Raw genomic sequence first — 17,051 nt, 5'->3', positions numbered from 1 at the left:
CCTTATCCTTCAGAGGAGTTGGACCTCAAGCGCGCCTCCGGCTGGACGGCGTGGCCGCCGCGGTTGCCCGACCAGCCGATTTTCTATCCGGTCCTTAACGAGCAGTACGTTTGGCGACCCGTGGGAGCCGTCGCTGTGCGTGTTCGGCGGCGACCTGCTGGACCTGGTAGAAGCCGATCTGCATGAGGTTCTCGGCCAAGTTATGCGCCGCGACGGTCGGCAGGTGCCCGCATGATCCAACTCCTCGCCCACGAGCTGGTGACGCTCGGTACCGTAGCCGGGGCGCACCAGCGCCTGCTTTAAGCGTTCGCCCGGACGGCACCGTCCTCGGCGTCGATGGCACCGGCGGCCGCCGATCCACCCGTAGACTGGACCGACTCGCCCGCCATGGGCCCACCCGGGAGGACGACTTGGCGCTTTCCTTCGGACTCGACGACGCGGTGCTGGCGGACTTTCCCGAGAGCCAGGTGCGACTGGTCCTAGCCGACGGCGTCCGTAACGACGGGTCGTGGCCGCTCACCGATCGACTGATTGACGAGTTGACGGCAGACCTGGCAGCGGGCAGGTGGCAGCCGCACGACGAGTCCCAGCCCACGATCGCCTCGTGGCACGAGGCGTACCGACGGTTCGGCACCAACCCCCGACGGACGCGGCCCAGCGTGGACGCGTTGAGCCGCCGCCTGGCCAAGGTGGGACGGCTACCCAGGGTGAATCCCGTGGTCGACGCGTACAACCTGGTGTCGGTGCGGCACGGGATTCCGGCCGGCGCCTTCGACGTCGCCAGCATCGACGAGCCGGTGGTCGTGCGCCCGGCCCAACCGGGCGATGGATTCACCCCGCTCAACGAGACGGACCGGCGGGAGGAGCCGGCCCCCGGTGAGGTGGTGTATACGGCCGGTTCGGAGGTGCTGACCCGGCACTGGAACCACCGCGACTGTGACCGCTGCAAGGTTACGCCCGCCACCCGACGGGTCGTCTTCATCCTGGAGCGGGTCAGCGCGTCGGCGGTCCCCGACGAGGCCATGACCGCCGCGCAGGACCTGCTTGTGGAACTGGTCAACCCACACGCGGAACGGATCACCGTGCTGGCCCTCTCCGCCGACCTACCCCGGACGGAGACCGTCTCGGTGTGAGCTGCCCGGGACGCCCGGCCCCGGATAGCTCAGCCCTGCGTCACCGCCCAGCCGAAGAAGGCCGCCACCGTGAGGATCAGCAGCCACTCCGCTGTGAGCAGGAAGCTTTCCGACGCAGGTTGATCGGCATGGAGACCTTCGCGGGCGGAACGTTGCTGAAGATGCGGTCCTCGAAGACGTACCGCACGTACTGCGGGGTCCGGAACCCGAGCACGGCCAGCAGGACGCTCTTGCCGAAAAAGCCGAGGTCGGACCCTGCACGAGGGCAGCCGCTGGCTGCTGCGCCGCAAGGCCGTGTGACTCCGGTGGCCGGTTGGCGCGGCCGCCGTCCCGATCTAACATCGCCGACGGCCCCGCCTGGCTCCTTTTCGGCGTGGTCCTGATCGGCGCGCTGGCCTCCGCCGTACTCACCGCGGAGTCCACCCACGGCGACGCCTCGAACTCGGCGATGTTGCGGCTATTCGGCGCCCTGGGCCGCCGGGCGACCGCTCAGCGGCTCGGGTCCCCACCGTTGCCGCCGGCGTGTGGCTCGTCATTACCCTGGTCGCGCTGCAGGCCACCGGCTCGCTCGCCGGACCGTGGTGGGCGCTTGGCTTGCTGGCGGGACTGGCCGGCGCGGAGGGCGCCCTCCAGCGGGCGAAGCCGAGCACCGCCTCGATCGGCACCATATCGACGTACGCTTCTGCCGTGATCCGGGTGGCGTCGGTTTGGTCACGGGAATGCGGCCGTTGTTGAAGGTGATCTCGCCGAAGCTGAAACCGTGCAGGCCCATGGCGGGTTGGTGTGGGATGAGGTGGACGCTGGATCGGTCGGTTCAACCAGGACGGCGGATAGTCCGCCGGAGCCGGAGCCGGAGCCGGAGCCGGTGTGTGCGAGGCCGCCGTGCAGGTCAGCGGGGTTCCTAGGCTTAGGTTGGCTTCAAGGTCTTGACGATTGTCATCGGTGGTGGGGTAACGGTTCGTGTGGCCCCTCGGACACAAACCATTTCCCCACGGTGCGCGCTGAGATCCACTTCAGCGCGCACCGTTTGCGTTTCGGGCTGGTAGTTCAGCCGGAGGCCGAGTTGCCGGTAGACCTTGGCCTTGTCGGCTGGGTCGGCGTCGCGGAGCACGGCGGTGATGTCCCCGAGTGCGGTCACCAGGGCGGTGATTTCTGCTCGGGTCAGCCGGTGTGGGGTGGTGCCCGCGAGTGCGTGTAGTTCTGCTTCGGCGCGGGCGCGGTCGGCCTGGGTCTGGGTGATCCAGGCGGTAACTACCGTCGGGTCTGCGCCAGCGTCGAGGGCGGCGCGGTAGCGCTCTAGCTTGGCGTCGCACTCGGTGATGATGGTCTGGGCTGGTGTGCCGGTTGCGGGCGTATGGGCTACTGGTTGGGCGTCGGCGAGCGTGGTGATGGTGTGTTCGAGGCGTTGGGGGGCGAAGGCGGAGGCGAGCCAGGTGTCGAGTGGGTCGGTGAGGGCGTCCTCGCGCAGGTACACGTGCATTCGCAGCGCCGCGCCGTCGGCCCGCTCCACCAGCTCCCGGTAGGTCAGCCGGACGTCGCCGCCGACCAGCGCCTCGGCGTCGGGCAGGGCATCGGCCACGGCCAGGATGCGCGCGCCCAGCGGCCGCCCCTCCCAGTATCCCGCGGCGACGTACCGGGCCACGGACTCCGGCGGCCAGGGCACCAGGCCCGTCCGGCTCGGCTCCGGTTCGCCCGTTCCACCTGTCACTGTGGCCTCCTCCCGCCGGCTGGCCGTCCCACCGCCGCGCCCGGGTCCGGGCGGGGGTGCGTGGCGGCGGGTGGCCCGGAGCCAGGAGGCCGGGCGTCGGGCCGCAGGCTGGTGGGACTCCCTTCGGTCATCCCGCCGCGGTCGACGAGGGTCAGTTCGCTTGCTCGGGCAGCTCCGAGTAGTGCTTCACGAGGTCGTCGAAGGACAGCGGCCCGCCGTGCGGCGCCGGGCGGCCGGCCTCCCGGTCGAGCAGCTCGCCCATCTTGTCTAGGGCCAGGTGGAAGCCGGCGGCGCTCTGCGGCAGGTGCCGCGGGTCGCCGACCACGTTCTCCAGCACCAGCCGGCAGCCGTCCCCGTGCGGGCTCAGCAGCCAGCGGTAGGCGTCGCCGTCGCCGGCGTACACGAACCGGAGCGGCTCGTCGACCTCGACGACCCGGGCCCGCTCCACCATCTCCGGGGAGAACGTCACGGTGACGTTCCCGCCCTCGACCGGCTCCACGACGACCGGGAAGCCGAACCAGGAGGAGTGCTCCTCGCTGTCGGTGATCGCCCGCCAGACGCGCTCGGGCGGGTCCGGGTAGTCGTGCGTGAAGCGCAGCAGCGGCTTTCCGCCGGGGCCGGGGTGCCGGGTGGTCCGCGTACGGAAGGTTTCGGGATCCATCAGATCCGGTCTCCTCTGGGTCGCTGACCCGGCCCACGGGACGTGGGCCGGTCGTAGCAGACTGTCAATATTGGACGGAACAGGTCAAGCGCACACGCCCGACGGCCACGCCGGTCGATCCGGCGTGGCCGTGGGCGGGAGCGACGGTCAGCCGTGGCAGGAGCCCGCCGTGGCGTCGCCGTAGCGGTCGTGGTGGCGGAACCACCCCATGGTGTCCGCCATGCCCTTCTCCTGCCGGCCCAGCGGGGTCAGGTCGAGGTAGTTGTAGGTGTTGTTCAGGATGTCGCTGCCGCGCCCGTGCGTGGAGTACGCGTAGAGCACCCGGCCGTCGTCGTCGCGCAGGAACGCGCTGACCCCGGGCAGCTCCGGCTCGTCCGTGCCGACGTCGAGGGTGAAGTCCTGGTAGAAGTCGTCGCCCCGGGTGGTGTACCAGGGGATGTCCCAGCCCATCCGGCGCTTGAACGGCACGATGTCCGACTGCGGCGCGGCGCAGACGATGGCCAGCGAGGTGTCCCGGGCGTGCAGGTGCGCCAGGTGACCGATGTTGTCGATGAACAGCGAGCAGACCGGGCACCAGTCGTGCCCCTCCAGCGGCCACATGAAGTGGTAGGTGAGCAGCTGCCGCCGGCCCTCGAACAGCTCCGGCAGTGTCCGCTCGCCGTCCGGGCCCTCGAAGACGTACCCCTTGTCCACTACCATCATTGGCAGCTCGCGCCGTTCCGCGTTGAGCGCGTCCCGCGCCCGGGTCACCTCCTTTTCGCGCTCCAGGAAGGCCCGCCGCGCCGCGTACCAGTCCGCCCGGTCGACGATCTTGGCGTCCGTCATTACTTTCTCCTCCCGTCGCGGCCTCGGCCGGTCACCGCAGGCTCTCGCCGTGGTCGGGCAGGGCGTCGACGAACTCGCCCCGGGCCAGCGCGGCCGCGATCGTCTCGATGTCGTCGCTCATATAGCGGTCCCGGTCCAGGGTGGGCACCAGGGACCGGATCCGGTCGTAGGTGGCCCGCCCGGCCGGCCCGAGCCGGTCCACGACGCCCCGCAGGTCCACTGCCTGGGCGGCGGACAGGTACTCCACGGCCTGTGGGGTTTCATAACCCTGTCACCGACTCTGAGCAGGGCCGTCTACGCGGCTCGTTCGTACTCGTTGATTAGCCCGCCGAGGACTGGGCGACGTCTGACCCGCTCGTGGGTCAGGTCGACGACGGGCCGGTCGGGTCGTGGAGGCTGCCACTGCTGCGACCTGTGTGGTCGTCGGCCGTTGTAGTGACTGGCATATTCGGCGAGCGTCAGGCGTAGATGTCGTTCGTTGATGATGAGTATGCGGTCGGTGAGCTCGCTGCGGACGGTGAGGACGAGCCGTTGCGCGTGGGCATTTGCTCGCGGGCTTCGCGGCGGGATCTTGTATACGGTGACGCCGGCATGGGCCGGCACCGCGTCGAAGGCTGCGGTGGACTGCCCGGCCCGGTCCTGGATAAGGAATCTGAATTGGTCGGCGCGGTCACCGAGGTTCATGAGCAGGTTGCGGGCCTGCTGGGTGGTCCATGCTCCGTCCGGGTTGGCAGTGATGCCGAGGATGTGCATGTAGCGGCTGCCAACCTCGATCACGAAGAACACGTACCGGCGCTTGAGGGTGAGCGTGCAGTCCAGGTGGATGAAATCGCAGGCCAACATGGTCGATGACTGGGCGCGGAGGAACCGTCGCCAGGTGGTGTGGTCACGGCGCACGGGCGCCGGTGGGATGCCCAATCGTTTGAGGGTCCGCTGGATCGTGGACGCGCTGACACGGTGGCCGAGGCCGAGCAGTTCGCCGTGGATGCGTTGGTAGCCCCAGTCGGGGTTGTCCCGGGACGTCCGCTCGACCAGGGCGGTGATGGCTGGGTCGGTCGGCGGCCGGTCGGACCGGTTGGGATATGTCCAGTGGCGGGCGACCAGCCGCCGATGCCAGCGCATGACCGTGGTCGGAGTGACGAGCCGGTGCGCCGCCAATGCCCGGGGCAGGAATTTGATCAGGGCGGCGAGCACCGCTCGGTCTGCCCAGTCCAGGTGCGGTGTCGGATTCTGCCGGCGTAAGACCGCGTTCTCGTGACGGAGCACCAAGATCTCCACGTCTTTGGCCGTACCGGTGCTGGCCAGGAGGGCGAGCCATCCGGCGATGCGGCAGAACACGAGGTAGAGCAGGCGCAGCGACACAGGTCATGACGATGCCTAACAGCATGGCCGAGCGCTACATCTGCCCACGTCAACCACGGTTACCGGGTTCTGGAATCCCACAGGGCCCGGGCGGCGCACCTGCGTGCCGAGGTGCTGCGGGTGGCGCCGGCCGGTCCCCGCTACGTGGTCAACACCCACTTCACGGCGACCACGTGTTCGGCAACGCCGACTTCGCCCCGGCGACGGTGGTGGCTCATCACCAGACCGGCAGCGACATGATGGAGGCGGGGCTGAGCCTGTGCCGGCTGTGGCCCGACGTGCAGTGGGGCGATATCCGGCTGGCCCCGCCGGAGGTGACCTTCACCGACCGGATGACGCTGACGGCGGGCCGGTTGACTGCGGAGCTGATCCACGTCGGCCCGGCGCACACGGCGAGCGACGTGGTGGTCTGGGTGCCCCAGCGGCGGGTGCTGTTCACCGGTGACGTCGCCTGGTCCGCAGTGACGCCCTATGTGCTGATGGGCTCGGTCGACGGATCGCTTCAGGCGCTGGAACTGATGCGACGGCTGCGCCCGGCAGTGGTCGTCGCCGGCCACGGCCGCGTCGGCGGCAGCGAGGTGCTCGACTTCACCGAGGCCTACTTGCGCCGGGTGCAGGATCTGGCACGAACAGGCCTGCGCGAGGGCCTCAGCGTGCCGCAGGTGGCTCAGGCCGCGGACCCGGGCCCGTTCGGCGCGCTGCCCGAGTGTGAGCGCCTGGTCAGCAACCTGCACCGGTCGTACGCCGAGCTGCAGGGCCTGCCGCCGGGCGGCCGCATCGACGTTGCCGGGTCCTTCCGCGAAATGGTGGCGTTCCACGGCGCCGCACCGCACTGCGCTGCCTGAGCCCGGTGCCGGACACCGACCGGCCGCCCCGGGAAACCCCGGGGCGGCCGGTTCGCTGCTACGATGCTCAGCCGCCGAAGGCTGCGGCGTTCTCGGTCACCCACTGCTTGAAGGTGCGCGCCGGCTTACCGGTGACCTCCTGGACGGTGGGCAGCACGGTGTAGCCCGCTTCCGGCGGGTTGGTCCGCATCGTCAGGAAGAACTCGACGTCTTCGTCGCCGAAGCCCTGCTCGCGCCACTGACTGACGATCTCGTCCCGGGACAGCTCGATGAACTTAATGTCGCGGCCCAGGACCTCGCTGATCACCTTGACCTTCTCCGGCGGGGTGAGCGCCTCGGGCCCGGTGATCCAGTACTCCTTGCCGTTGTGGCCGTCGGCGGTGAGCGCGGCCGCGGCGACAGCGGCGATGTCAGCGTCGTGGACCATCGCGCTCTTGGAGGTGGCGAAGCCCTCCCGGATCACGCCCTCGTCCTTGACCGAGTCGGCCCACTCCAGCACGTTGGACATGAACTCCACAGGGGACAGATAGGTCCAAGCCAGACCGCCGGCCTCGACAGCCTCCTCCAGCGGGCTCTTGGTGACATCACCCTTGAGGACGGTCACCTTCCGCACGCCGGCCTTCTTGGCCAACGCTACGATCTCCTCGGCGTTGGTCAGCGGCGCGAAATCGTCGCCGAAGGTGATTAGGTGGGCAGCGGTCACCCCCTCGAAGGCTTTGGCGAGACTGTCAGTGTCGGACAGATTGCCGGCGACAACCTCGGTGCCTTCCGGCAGATTCGCCTTAGCAGGATTACGCGTCAGTCCTCGGACCTGGTGCCCCGCGGCGAGCAGCTGAGCGACCAGGGGCCGGCCGACGTTGCCGGTGGCACCGGCAACAAGAATGGTCATGGGGTTCCCTTCCGTCATGAAACAACCGTATCGGCGATCGCGGCCAGGTTCTGTCCGCGATCGGTGGGAGAATGAGAACCGTGCTCGACACCTCCGCGCGTCTGCTCCGTCTGCTGGGACTCCTGCAGGCGCACCGGGAATGGTCCGGCACGGGACTGGCCGACGAACTCGGCTGTCAGCTGCCGCACCGTGCGCCGCGACGTGGACAAGCTCCGGCTGCTCGGCTACCCCATCACCGCCATCGGCGGGGTCGGCGGCGGCTATCAACTGGCCGCCGGCGCATCGTTACCGCCGCTGCTGCTGGACGACGACGAGGCGGTGGCGGTTGCGGTCGAATTGCGCACCGCGACCTCCGGAACAATCACCGGCATCGCCGAGACGTCCGTGCGCGCCCTGGCCAAACTCGACCAGGTCCTGCCCTCACGGCTGCGCTACCAGGTCAACACCATCAGCTCCGCGGTTCTGAGCATGCCCCACGCGGGGCCCACCCTGGACTCGAGCACCCTCACCGAGATAGCCACGGCGATCCGCGACAGCCGCCGGCTGCGCTTCGACTACGTCGCCGGCGACGGCCGCGACAGCGCACGGGAGGCCGAACCGTACCGGCTGGTCAACAACGGCCGCCGCTGGTACCTGTTCTGCTGGGACGTACACCGCGAGGACTGGCGCACCTTCCGGGTCGACCGGCTGAGGCTGCGGACCCCCGGCGGCCCGCGCTTCACCGCACGGGAGATGCCCGCCGACGATCTCGCCGCCTACCTGGTCCAGAACCTGAGCCGCAGCCCGTACCGCTATCAGGCCCGGCTGACCATGCACGGCTCCGCAGCGCAGGTCAGCGCCGAGGTGCCGCCCAGTATCGGCGTCGTGGAACCCGTCGACGAGCGCACCTGCACCCTGCGGATCGGCTCCGACGACCTCGATCACCTCGCGGTGTGGATCGCCGCCTTCGGCTTTGACTTCGACATCCATGAGCCACCCGAGCTGGCCGAGCACATGCGGACCCTCGCCGCCCGCATGCAGCGGGCGGCGGGGTCCGCGACGAACTCCTGATCAGGCCCGCACGAAGCTACCGGCCACCTCGCGGGCTCGGTCCCCGGCGGCCCGGACGGCCTGTTGCAGCGAGTCCGCCGCCTTGGCCAGCTCGGCCGGATCCTGCGAGGTGTACGGCATGACTGTGTGCTCGGCCACGATGAACCGTGTGTCATAGCCGAGCACCTTCTCCACCACCGTGCGTAGATACGGCGTGCAGTGGTTCATGTCCGCGTCCGGCGATTCGGTGCCGTACGCCACCAACATCGTCGAGAGCCTCAACGCCCGGTTCCGGCAGGCCGCCCGCCGGCGGGGGCACTTCCCGACCGAGCAGGCCGCGATGAAGGTGCTCTACCTCGTCGTCCAGCAGAAACGTAAGGGCGGCGGCAGTATCACCGGCCGGGTCTACGGTTGGGCCAAGGCCCTCAACGCCCTGATCCTCGCCTACGGCGACCGGATCACCATCTAACAACCTCGATCACACCCAATGGCCAAACACGGAAAACGCCACACTCCCTTCCAGTCCCGCAACTTGCGCCAGCAGGTCATCCCCGACCCGAACCTGAGTTCTTGGGGCAGGTACTCCCGCGGGATCGCGGTGTAGGGCGCGAAAAGGATCCCGCACCACACCTCGCTCAGCTCCAACGGAACAAACGCGTGCCGATGGCGCCGAAGACGGTCGTGTAGCCGACCATCAGCAGCAGGTGTATTGGCTCCGGGGCGCCCCCGCCCACGTGGCACGGATGGCCGCCAGGCCGGCACCCAGCGGGGTGGCCGCGCCGATGGTGGACAGGGTGCCGGGCAGCATATCCACCGGTGACCACACGCCGGCGAGGAACAGCAGCGGAAACAGCACAGCCAGTCCGATGGCGGTGGCTGACTTGCTGTTCGAGGCGAGCGAGCCGATGAGCGTACCGATGGCCAGCGCGGTCGACGTCGCCAGCAGGAATGCCAGGGCGAACCCGCCGGGGTTGCCCGGCGGCGACACGTCCAAGAAGAGCGCGGCGAACAGGGTCATCAGCGCCACTCCCGCGATCGCAAGCATGGCGTTGACCAGCAGTTGCGCCGCGAGCAGCAGCCACGGCGACGCGGGGCTGACCGCTAGACGGCGCAGCACGCCCCGCTCGCGGTAGGTCGCCAGGTAAACTGGCATTACGCTCAGGCCCAGCACGGACAGCACGACCACGGTAGTCACGCCGGGGATGAAGGTGTCCACCACGGACTCGCCGCCGAAGCCGTCGAAGGGCTCGTTGAACCCCGGCATCAGCGAGAAGATTGTCATCAGGAACAGCGGCAGTGCGACCACCATGATCGCGGTTGCCGGGTCGCGCAGCAGCAGCTTCGTCTCAATCTGTGTCATCTTCAGCAGTGCGCCCACGGGGCTGCCTCCTCGTCCTCGCTGCTTCGTCGTCGGGTGGCCGGTGTCCTCCTCAACGCTCACCGGCTCCGCTCCTCGCCGGTCAGCGCGAGAAAGGCTTCCTCAAGCCCGGTGTTCTCCACGCTCAAACCGACGGGAACGATTTCCCGCCGGGCCAAGCTCGTCGTCACGGCCTGCAACAGGTCACTCGAACCGTGCAAAGTCACCTGGTCGCCGTCGCGCACGACCGCCTCCACGCCCAGCAGCCCGTTCAGGTCCTCGTCGCTGATCGGTAGCGACGGCACGAACGACACTCGCTGCCTGGGACCGGCGCGGCCCATCAGCTCGTCGGGCGAGCCGACGGCGGCGACGGTGCCCTTGTCGAACACGGCGATCCGGTCGCAGAGCCGCTCGGCCTCGTCCATGAAATGCGTGATGAGCAGGACGGTGACCCCGCGGTCCCGGATCCGCTCCACCAGCGACCAGGTGTCGCGCCGCGCCTGCGGGTCGAGTCCCGTGGTCAGCTCGTCGAGGATCGCGACCCGCGGGTCGCCCACCAGTGCGAGCGCGATGAACAGCCGCTGCTTCTGGCCGCCCGACAGCTTGCCGAACCGCGCGTTCCGCTTCTCCGCCAGACCCCACTCCTCAAGGAGCTCGCGCCAGTTCAAAGGGGTGGGATACAGCGAGCTGTACAGGTCCAGCGCCTCCCAGACCTTCATGTTGTCCGGCAGCGCCCCGTCCTGCAGCTGCACTCCGAGGGTAGAACTCAGCTCGGCCGAGTGGCGGGTCGGGTCCAGCCCGTTTACTGAGATGCGGCCCGAGTCGGCCCGGCGCAGCCCTTCAATACACTCGACTGTGGTGGTTTTGCCCGCCCCGTTACGTCCCAGGACACCAAAGATCTGGCCTTCCTCCACGGAGAAGCTGACATCTCTCAGCGCTGTGTGGTCTCCGTAGCGCTTGGTTAGGCCCTCGACTTCGATGATCGGCATGTTTCCTCCCTTTTCGGCCGGCCGGTTGTTAGTCCACATCGAACCTAGGCTCGGCACTCACTGCGGAGATATTCCCCAAGGCCCCGTCTTTGGTGGGGCTTCCCCCACCTCTGACGCTCAGCTGAGTGCGGCCTGGAGCTTCGCAATCACGAACGCGGCATGATCGGTGAGGAAGAAGTGGCCCCCGGGCAGCACGTGGCACGCGAACGGGCCCGTCGTGTGCCGTTCCCATGCCCTCACCTCATCGGGAGTGACCTTCGGGTCTGCGGCGCCGGTGAGGGCCGTCACCGGGCAGCTGATCGGCTCGTCGGGTACCCACTTGTAGGTTTCCGCCGCCGTGTAGTCGCCCCGGATCGCGGGAAGGGCCATCCGCATGACTTCGTCGTCCTGCAGCAGCTTCTGATTCGTGCCGGCCAGGGCACGCACCTCAGCGAGCAGACCCGCGTCATCACGACGATGCACGGTCTCGTTTCGCGTCACCGAGGGGGCCCGCCGGCCAGAGACGAACAGGTGCGTCGCCGGGGCAACGGGCTCCATCAGTTGAGCAATCTCGAACGCGAGGCTGGCGCCCATGCTCCACTTACCAGGCCGCCAACTACCCCGAGACGATCACCCTTGCCGTGCTGATCGCCCGCCCCTGCTGGCGTGAACTCGCCGTTTCCGACGACGACACCGACCGAGACGGGTTCCACGCCGAGCTGTGGCGGCGCCTTCCGCCCGGCTACCCCCTCGACCAGCCCCGTCTGCACAACCTACGCAGCGTGCTTCGCCACACCGCGCAACAGGCCGGCTGGCTGCCACCAATCCTCAACACGGAGCCCGACCACCCATGACCATCAACACGAAGTCGGCAGATCCCACCATCACCGCACCGCCGCAGCCCGCCGGCACACGGCACCGCCGGCACGTCTTTCCCGGCCGCGTTACCCGGATCAGTGTCCGACAAACTGACGACGAGTACGCCGAAGTGGTCGCCGCCGCGCGGCGCTTCAAACCGCATCCTAGACAGATAACCCCCTGGGGGTTACACAAGGGTTATGCTCTTCCTGAGGGCGTGCGCGAGAGGGGTTCCAGTAATGCCGAAGATCAACGTTTACCTGCCCGACGAGCTGGCCGAAGCGGTGAAGGAAGCCGGGGTGCCCGTCTCCGCCGTCTGCCAACGGGCGCTGGAACAGGCCGTGCGACGGGTCACCGCGATTCGGGAAACGGCTCTGAGTGATCTGGACGACGCGGACCTGGCCGTGAGGCTGCCGCACTTCACGGCGCGGACCCGTGCGGCACTCAAACTCGGCATCGAGCAAGCGCAAGCGGCCGAGGCGCCGGCGGTGGGCAGTGGGCATCTGCTCGGTGGCCTGCTGACCGAAGGCGGCAACCTGGCCCTACACGTCCTACGGGCGGTGGAGATCGAACCCGACCGAGTCGGCCGCGAGCTTGCCCGCCAGCCGTTGACAGAAGCCGGCGTCGCCGCGGACGCATCGCAGCGCTTCAGCGGTCCGGCGTCCAACGCGCTGGAGTTGGCCGTCACGGAAGCGACCGCGTTCGGACACAACTACGTCGGTTGCGAACACCTGCTGCTGGGGCTGATCGCCGAGCCCGACGGCACCGCCGGGCAGGTCCTGCGCTCGTTGGGTGCGGAACTGCGATTGACCCGCCGCGCGGTGGCGGCAGCCCTCGCCGGCTACGTGCACCTGCGGGCCCAGACACCGCAAGCCGCCGACAGCGGGACGACGGAGACGGCGGCGGCGTTGGCCGCCGCGGTCCGTCAGGAACTGCAGCCCATCGTGCGCCGAATCGAACGGCTGGAGGAGCGGGCAGGTGTGGTCACCGAGAGCTGAAACCGGCCTCGACCACTCACCCGGCTCGTCGCAGCAGTGGCCCGGTAACCCGCCGGACGCCGGTCCGACCCGCACGCGGGGACCGCGCCCAAACGCGCGTGCTGTCCTGGCCGCAATCGCCGCGACGGCAATGTTCCTGCTGCTTCTGCTGCCATTGCTGGCCGAAACCCCGTAACGCCCCGACCGGACAGGTGAAGGAACCGTACGTGACCAAACGTGTGCTGCTCCTGGCGACCAAGGACACCATCGCCTACTCCCGCCGACCCGGTCACGAGGCCATCGCATCCGGTGCGGATCTCCTCAAGACCATCCCCGCGGACCTGCTGACCGCCGACGTGACCGTCGAGGACGTACTCGCCGAACCGAGCTGGGACATGTCACCAGCCACGATGCTGACACTGGCCCGCCGGGCCCGCGCCGCCATCCTTGACGACAGCTTCGACGGCGTCGTGATCATCCACGGCACCGACACTCTGGAGGACACGGCCTTCCTCATCGACCTACAAGCCGGACCGGCCGCCCTGCACGGCGGGATCGTTCTGACCGGGGCGATGCGCCACCTGGACGACCTGTCCACCGACGGCCCACGCAACCTCGCCTCAGCCATCACCGCCGCGGCAGACCCCGCCCTCGCCGGGGTCGGCGTCGTGGCCTGCCTCAACGACGAACTGCACGCCGCCCGCTGGGTCGCCAAGGTCGACGCCACCAGCGTGACCGCATTCTCCTCGGCGCCACACCCGCCGGTCGGCCGTGTGATCGGCACCGGGGTCGAGATGCTGGCACCCCCGCCACCGCGGCCACCCGAGCCGCGGGGCGAGCCAGAATCCGACGTCGCCCTCATCAAGACCTACCCCGGCATCGATCCAGTCCTACTCACCGCAGTAGTGGACGCGGGTGCGCGCGGGATCGTGCTGGAGGGCACCGGCATGTTCAACGTCCCGGTCAGTCTCCTCGCAGCCATCAGCGACCTGACCGAATGGGACGTCCCCGTGGTCATCGCCTCCCGATGCCGCACCCGCGACATCGACCTGGCGGAGCTGCCCCTGGGCAGCGGCCTTGCCGCCAAAGTCGGTGCGATCGGAGCCCGCAGCCTCGCCCCCGGAAAGGCACGCAGCGCCCTGATGGTCGCCCTCGGCCCAAACGGCGGAGTCAAAGCCGCACGTGACTGGTTCCAAAGACTCTGATCCGACAGGGACACTTCCGCAACTACTAGACCAGATTCAGCGAGACAACCTGGCGCAAACCGTTTTCACAGACCAGATTCGACGAGACCCAGCCGGATAGCAGCGTCTCACTGGATCTGGTCTCGCCCTGCTCAGCGGCCCGCAGGGGAGTGTGGATCTAACGGTGTTTCCGGCCTGACCTGCCAGGCGTTGTGCCTGGTGAGGAGGGTGCCGTGATGACCGCGACGCTGAACGATCAGACCGGACGTAAGAAGCGGCCCGAGTCGACAGCGGAGGCGAAAGCCGCCGTCGAGTTGGTCCGAGCCGCCAAGGAACAAGGGCTGTCGTTGACGGGCCCGGACGGGCTGCTCAAGCAGCTGACCAAGACGGTCCTGGAGACCGCGTTGAACGAGGAGATGACTGAGCACCTCGGCTACGAAAAGCACGACCAGGCCGGTGCCGGGTCGGGCAACATCCGTAACGGCACTCGGTCGAAGACCGTCTTGACCGACGGCAACGGCCCGGTGCAGATCGATGTGCCGCGGGACCGGGCGGGCACGTTCGAGCCGCAGATCGTCCGTAAGCGGCAGCGGCGCTTGTCGGGGGTCGACGAGGTCGTGTTGTCGCTGTATGCCAAAGGCCTCACAACCGGGGAGATCAGCGCGCACTTCGCCGAGATTTACGGGGCTTCGGTGTCGAAGGAGACGATCTCCCGGATCACCGACAAGGTGCTCGAGGAGATGGCGGATTGGTCGCACCGGCCCTTGGACGAGATGTACGCCGCGGTGTTCATCGACGCCATCGTGGTCAAGGTCCGTGACGGGCAGGTCGCCAACCGGCCGTTCTATGCCGCGATCGGCGTCACCCTCGACGGCGACAAGGACATCCTCGGTCTGTGGGCCGGCACAGGTGGTGAGGGCGCGAAGTTCTGGATGAGCGTGCTCACCGACCTACGCAACCGCGGCGTCAAGGACGTGTTCTTCCTCGTCTGCGACGGGTTGAAGGGCCTGCCCGAGGTCGTGACGAACGTGTGGCCCCGCACGGTGGTGCAGACCTGCGTGATCCATCTGATCCGCAACACCTTCCGGCTCACCTCCCGCAAGTACTGGGACGAGATCAAACGCGACATCAAGCCGATCTACACCGCCGTCAACGCCGACGCCGCCCGAGCGGCGTTCGACGACCTGGCCGACAAGTGGCGCGGCCGGTATCCGGCGGTGATCCGCTTGTGGGACAACGCCTGGGCGGAGTTCATCCCGTTCCTCGACTACGACCTGGAGATCCGCAAGGTCATCTGCTCGACCAACGCGATCGAGTCGCTCAACGCCCGCTACCGGCGGGCGGTCAAGGCCCGCGGCCACTTCCCCAACGAGCAGGCCGCGTTGAAGTGTCTGTACCTGGTGACTCGCTCCCTGGACCCCACCGGAGCAGGCAGAACCCGATGGACGATGCGCTGGAAACCCGCGTTGAACGCCTTCGCCATCACCTTCAGCGACCGCTTCCCAGCCGCTGAAACCTACTAACCAAGATCGCCGGAAACACCGCTAGCGAGACAGCCCCGCCCGCAGCCCCCGGACCACATTCATTGAGACAGGACAGGTAGGTCGTGAGGCGTTCATGCGGGTGAGTAGCGGGCGACGGAGTCGAGGATCTGGTCGGCGGCGGCCTTGGTGCCTACGTACGGCATGGGGCCGTCGTTCCAGGTCCTGATCCAGTCGCGGATGTCTTTGCTGCGTGCACGGACATTGCGACCTCGGCGGCCAGAGACTGGGTCGACAGTGGGTGGCGTTCTTCGACGTGGATTCCAGCTCATCCGAGTGGCGGGAGTCCGCTGGAGCGTGGAGGTGCGCCGCCGGTGGTGCACTCCACGTCGTGTTGGCCTTTCATCACGGGTATCTCCTTCCTCGTCGGTGGCTGTCGAGACGAGCGCCCGCCCGCACATGTATGTCATCGAGCAACCCCTATCCTTCCCGAATGGTCAAGATCGAGTGTGATCGAGTCTCGTCGCCACGAATAGGGGTTCGGTGACGGGCGGGGGAGCTGGCTAGCCTGAAGACGCGGGACGCCGTCGTCGCCCTGGCACTCCCCCCACTCGCTGCCGGAACTGCACAGCCAGAGAACCCGGATCGGCCGTTCGTCGCGGTCGAGTCGATCTTCATAGTCATTCGTGCAGTCCGTGAATCTCCCGGAGATTCCGTCTTTTCGACAAGCTCAATGGAGGTGGCTCATGGCCGAGACCAAGTCAACCACGGAAGAGCCCTCGGATTTCGTCGACGTCATCCTGGAAGGTGGCCCCGACCTTCCCGGCGAATGGCGAGAGCAGCGTGTGGCGCCCGGTGACTACAAGGTAAAAATCGCCCACAACGGTGGCTACGAACACTTCGAGCGGACAGAAGCCTACGGGCGGACGCCGGTAGTGTTCCGCTGGACCCAGCGCACCCGCATTGCGGAATGAGCGGCACCGCCGTGCGCCTCGGCCGCAACAGCGTGTACGGGTAGAGGCCCCGCTCTGCGGCGGCGACGGCTCGTCCGTGCGTTGCAGGTCTGTCTGTATCGCTGTGACGAGGCGGCACTTCCCATCTGCCCTTCTGGGAAGGAGGACCTGGTGGCGAACGCGGTCGAGAGCCGTCGCCGAGAGTTCATCACCGGGCGGCGCTGCACGCGTGATGCCCTGGCCAAGCTCGGCTGTCCACCCGCGCTGAGTCGACCCGGTCCCAAGCAGGAACCGCAGTGGCCGCCCGGCGTAGCCGGCGCGATCACCCACTGCGCCGGTCACCGTGCCGCCGCGGTCGTCCCGGCGACCGTGTTGGCCTCCGTGGGCATCGACGCCGAACCCAACGGTCCGCTCCCCGCCGGCGTGGAGGAATCGGTTACCGTCCCTGCCGAGCGTGAGATGCGCGCCTCACTTGCCCGAGCCCACCCGGGGGTCCACTGGGACCGCCTGCTGTTTCGCGCCAAGGAGTCGGTGTAGATGGCGTGGTTCCGCTGACCCGCCGGCGGCTCGACTTCGACGAAGCGCGGCTGGCGGTGAGCCCGTCAACCGGCAGCTTCAGGGCCACCGTGCTGCTACCGGACACGCCGATCCGCACGTTCGGCGGCCGGTTCACCACTGGGCACGGCTGATCGTCACCGCCGTGACGGTGAACCGTGACGGCTCACGGTAACGCTGGACTGTCGTCCTTTCGAGGAGATCGTCGGCGACGGCACGAGGATCTCGGCGGCGCCGGAAAGTACGGGTTCAGCCACCGGCCAGGC

At 68.3% G+C, this 17,051-nt stretch carries 21 protein-coding genes and 4 pseudogenes; 13 read left to right on the top strand and 12 right to left on the bottom strand.

Features of this window, described 5'->3' with window-relative positions:
• Nucleotides 1–18 precede the first annotated feature (18 nt).
• A pseudogene (locus SALPAC2_RS25960) lies at nt 19–108 on the top strand (ADP-ribosylation/crystallin J1); the annotation flags it as partial.
• Between the two features lie 302 nt (nt 109–410).
• Nucleotides 411–1,133, top strand: coding sequence for a B3/B4 domain-containing protein (locus tag SALPAC2_RS0107440; RefSeq protein ID WP_018216024.1), 723 nt, complete (start codon nt 411–413; stop codon nt 1,131–1,133).
• A 76-nt stretch (nt 1,134–1,209) separates the two neighbouring features.
• Here SALPAC2_RS0107440 and SALPAC2_RS27490 read toward each other — a convergent pair whose 3' ends face one another.
• Nucleotides 1,210–1,347 (bottom strand): hypothetical protein, encoded by a 138-nt coding sequence (locus SALPAC2_RS27490; protein ID WP_018216023.1) that lies wholly within the window; start codon nt 1,345–1,347, stop codon nt 1,210–1,212.
• An 86-nt stretch (nt 1,348–1,433) separates the two neighbouring features.
• On the opposite strand from SALPAC2_RS27490, the pseudogene SALPAC2_RS28310 reads away from it, so the two are divergent.
• Nucleotides 1,434–1,802: pseudogene (locus tag SALPAC2_RS28310) on the top strand (DUF6297 family protein); the annotation flags it as partial.
• Between the two features lie 238 nt (nt 1,803–2,040).
• Here SALPAC2_RS28310 and SALPAC2_RS24610 read toward each other — a convergent pair.
• The 5 genes from SALPAC2_RS24610 to SALPAC2_RS0107405 form a co-directional block, all read right to left on the bottom strand.
• Nucleotides 2,041–2,841 carry a hypothetical protein gene (locus tag SALPAC2_RS24610; protein ID WP_050563085.1) on the bottom strand — a complete coding sequence of 267 codons (801 nt, stop codon included), beginning with the start codon at nt 2,839–2,841 and terminating at the stop codon, nt 2,041–2,043.
• Nucleotides 2,842–2,992: 151 nt separating this feature from the next.
• Nucleotides 2,993–3,502: an SRPBCC domain-containing protein gene (locus tag SALPAC2_RS0107420; RefSeq protein WP_018216021.1), complete on the bottom strand. Its 510-nt coding sequence runs from the start codon at nt 3,500–3,502 to the stop codon at nt 2,993–2,995.
• 147 nt (nt 3,503–3,649) lie between these two features.
• Nucleotides 3,650–4,327 (bottom strand): DUF899 domain-containing protein, encoded by a 678-nt coding sequence (locus SALPAC2_RS0107415; RefSeq protein ID WP_018216020.1) that lies wholly within the window; start codon nt 4,325–4,327, stop codon nt 3,650–3,652.
• A 31-nt stretch (nt 4,328–4,358) separates the two neighbouring features.
• Nucleotides 4,359–4,574, bottom strand: a complete 216-nt coding sequence (locus SALPAC2_RS0107410; protein WP_018216019.1) for a hypothetical protein — start codon at nt 4,572–4,574, stop codon at nt 4,359–4,361.
• Between the two features lie 47 nt (nt 4,575–4,621).
• Entirely contained in the window at nt 4,622–5,689 is a 1,068-nt protein-coding gene (locus SALPAC2_RS0107405) for an integrase core domain-containing protein (protein WP_018216018.1), read from the bottom strand.
• A 173-nt stretch (nt 5,690–5,862) separates the two neighbouring features.
• Here SALPAC2_RS0107405 and SALPAC2_RS27485 point away from each other — a divergent pair, with 173 nt between their 5' ends.
• Complete coding sequence (locus SALPAC2_RS27485) at nt 5,863–6,534, top strand: MBL fold metallo-hydrolase (protein ID WP_018216017.1); 672 nt, start codon at nt 5,863–5,865, stop codon at nt 6,532–6,534.
• A gap of 67 nt (nt 6,535–6,601) precedes the next feature.
• On the opposite strand, the gene SALPAC2_RS0107395 is transcribed toward SALPAC2_RS27485, so the two are convergent.
• Nucleotides 6,602–7,423 carry an NAD(P)H-binding protein gene (locus tag SALPAC2_RS0107395; RefSeq protein ID WP_018216016.1) on the bottom strand — a complete coding sequence of 274 codons (822 nt, stop codon included), beginning with the start codon at nt 7,421–7,423 and terminating at the stop codon, nt 6,602–6,604.
• Nucleotides 7,424–7,503: 80 nt separating this feature from the next.
• On the opposite strand from SALPAC2_RS0107395, the pseudogene SALPAC2_RS24600 reads away from it, so the two are divergent.
• A pseudogene (locus SALPAC2_RS24600) lies at nt 7,504–8,473 on the top strand (helix-turn-helix transcriptional regulator).
• Here the strand turns inward: SALPAC2_RS24600 and SALPAC2_RS0107385 are convergent.
• Nucleotides 8,474–8,680, bottom strand: coding sequence for a hypothetical protein (locus tag SALPAC2_RS0107385; RefSeq protein WP_018216014.1), 207 nt, complete (start codon nt 8,678–8,680; stop codon nt 8,474–8,476). It abuts the pseudogene before it with no gap.
• Here SALPAC2_RS0107385 and SALPAC2_RS24595 point away from each other — a divergent pair.
• The gene (locus tag SALPAC2_RS24595; protein ID WP_018216013.1) at nt 8,679–8,921 is read left to right on the top strand and encodes a transposase; all 243 of its coding nucleotides are present in this window, start codon (nt 8,679–8,681) and stop codon (nt 8,919–8,921) included. The two genes, SALPAC2_RS0107385 and SALPAC2_RS24595, sit on opposite strands and share 2 nt — an antisense overlap.
• A 38-nt stretch (nt 8,922–8,959) precedes the next feature.
• Here the strand turns inward: SALPAC2_RS24595 and SALPAC2_RS26870 are convergent.
• The 4 genes and pseudogenes from SALPAC2_RS26870 to SALPAC2_RS24585 form a co-directional block, all read right to left on the bottom strand.
• Nucleotides 8,960–9,073 (bottom strand): annotated as a pseudogene (locus SALPAC2_RS26870) (IS5/IS1182 family transposase); the annotation flags it as partial.
• 73 nt (nt 9,074–9,146) lie between these two features.
• On the bottom strand, nt 9,147–9,830 hold the full coding sequence (locus tag SALPAC2_RS24590) for an ABC transporter permease (protein ID WP_018216012.1): 684 nt from the start codon (nt 9,828–9,830) through the stop codon (nt 9,147–9,149).
• 59 nt (nt 9,831–9,889) lie between these two features.
• Nucleotides 9,890–10,798 (bottom strand): ABC transporter ATP-binding protein, encoded by a 909-nt coding sequence (locus SALPAC2_RS0107370; protein ID WP_018216011.1) that lies wholly within the window; start codon nt 10,796–10,798, stop codon nt 9,890–9,892.
• A 117-nt stretch (nt 10,799–10,915) separates the two neighbouring features.
• Nucleotides 10,916–11,371: a thioesterase II family protein gene (locus SALPAC2_RS24585; protein ID WP_018216010.1), complete on the bottom strand. Its 456-nt coding sequence runs from the start codon at nt 11,369–11,371 to the stop codon at nt 10,916–10,918.
• 47 nt (nt 11,372–11,418) lie between these two features.
• Between SALPAC2_RS24585 and SALPAC2_RS0107360 the strand changes: the two genes are divergently transcribed.
• From SALPAC2_RS0107360 to SALPAC2_RS27240, 7 genes are all read left to right on the top strand, one after another.
• Complete coding sequence (locus tag SALPAC2_RS0107360; RefSeq protein ID WP_018216009.1) at nt 11,419–11,631, top strand: hypothetical protein; 213 nt, start codon at nt 11,419–11,421, stop codon at nt 11,629–11,631.
• Between the two features lie 243 nt (nt 11,632–11,874).
• Nucleotides 11,875–12,633, top strand: coding sequence for a Clp protease N-terminal domain-containing protein (locus tag SALPAC2_RS0107355; RefSeq protein WP_018216008.1), 759 nt, complete (start codon nt 11,875–11,877; stop codon nt 12,631–12,633).
• A gap of 206 nt (nt 12,634–12,839) precedes the next feature.
• The gene (locus SALPAC2_RS0107350; RefSeq protein WP_223874178.1) at nt 12,840–13,817 is read left to right on the top strand and encodes an asparaginase; all 978 of its coding nucleotides are present in this window, start codon (nt 12,840–12,842) and stop codon (nt 13,815–13,817) included.
• A 215-nt stretch (nt 13,818–14,032) separates the two neighbouring features.
• Entirely contained in the window at nt 14,033–15,319 is a 1,287-nt protein-coding gene (locus SALPAC2_RS0107345; protein ID WP_018215116.1) for an IS256 family transposase, read from the top strand.
• Between the two features lie 704 nt (nt 15,320–16,023).
• On the top strand, nt 16,024–16,251 hold the full coding sequence (locus tag SALPAC2_RS0107340) for a DUF5988 family protein (protein ID WP_018216006.1): 228 nt from the start codon (nt 16,024–16,026) through the stop codon (nt 16,249–16,251).
• A gap of 150 nt (nt 16,252–16,401) precedes the next feature.
• Nucleotides 16,402–16,767 (top strand): 4'-phosphopantetheinyl transferase family protein, encoded by a 366-nt coding sequence (locus SALPAC2_RS26670; RefSeq protein ID WP_018216005.1) that lies wholly within the window; start codon nt 16,402–16,404, stop codon nt 16,765–16,767.
• Between the two features lie 5 nt (nt 16,768–16,772).
• Entirely contained in the window at nt 16,773–16,919 is a 147-nt protein-coding gene (locus SALPAC2_RS27240; protein WP_018216004.1) for a hypothetical protein, read from the top strand.
• Nucleotides 16,920–17,051 lie beyond the last annotated feature (132 nt).

It is taken from the genome of Salinispora vitiensis (assembly GCF_000378825.1).
Taxonomy (GTDB): domain Bacteria; phylum Actinomycetota; class Actinomycetes; order Mycobacteriales; family Micromonosporaceae; genus Micromonospora; species Micromonospora vitiensis.
This window is presented reverse-complemented; position numbering and strand designations above follow the sequence as displayed.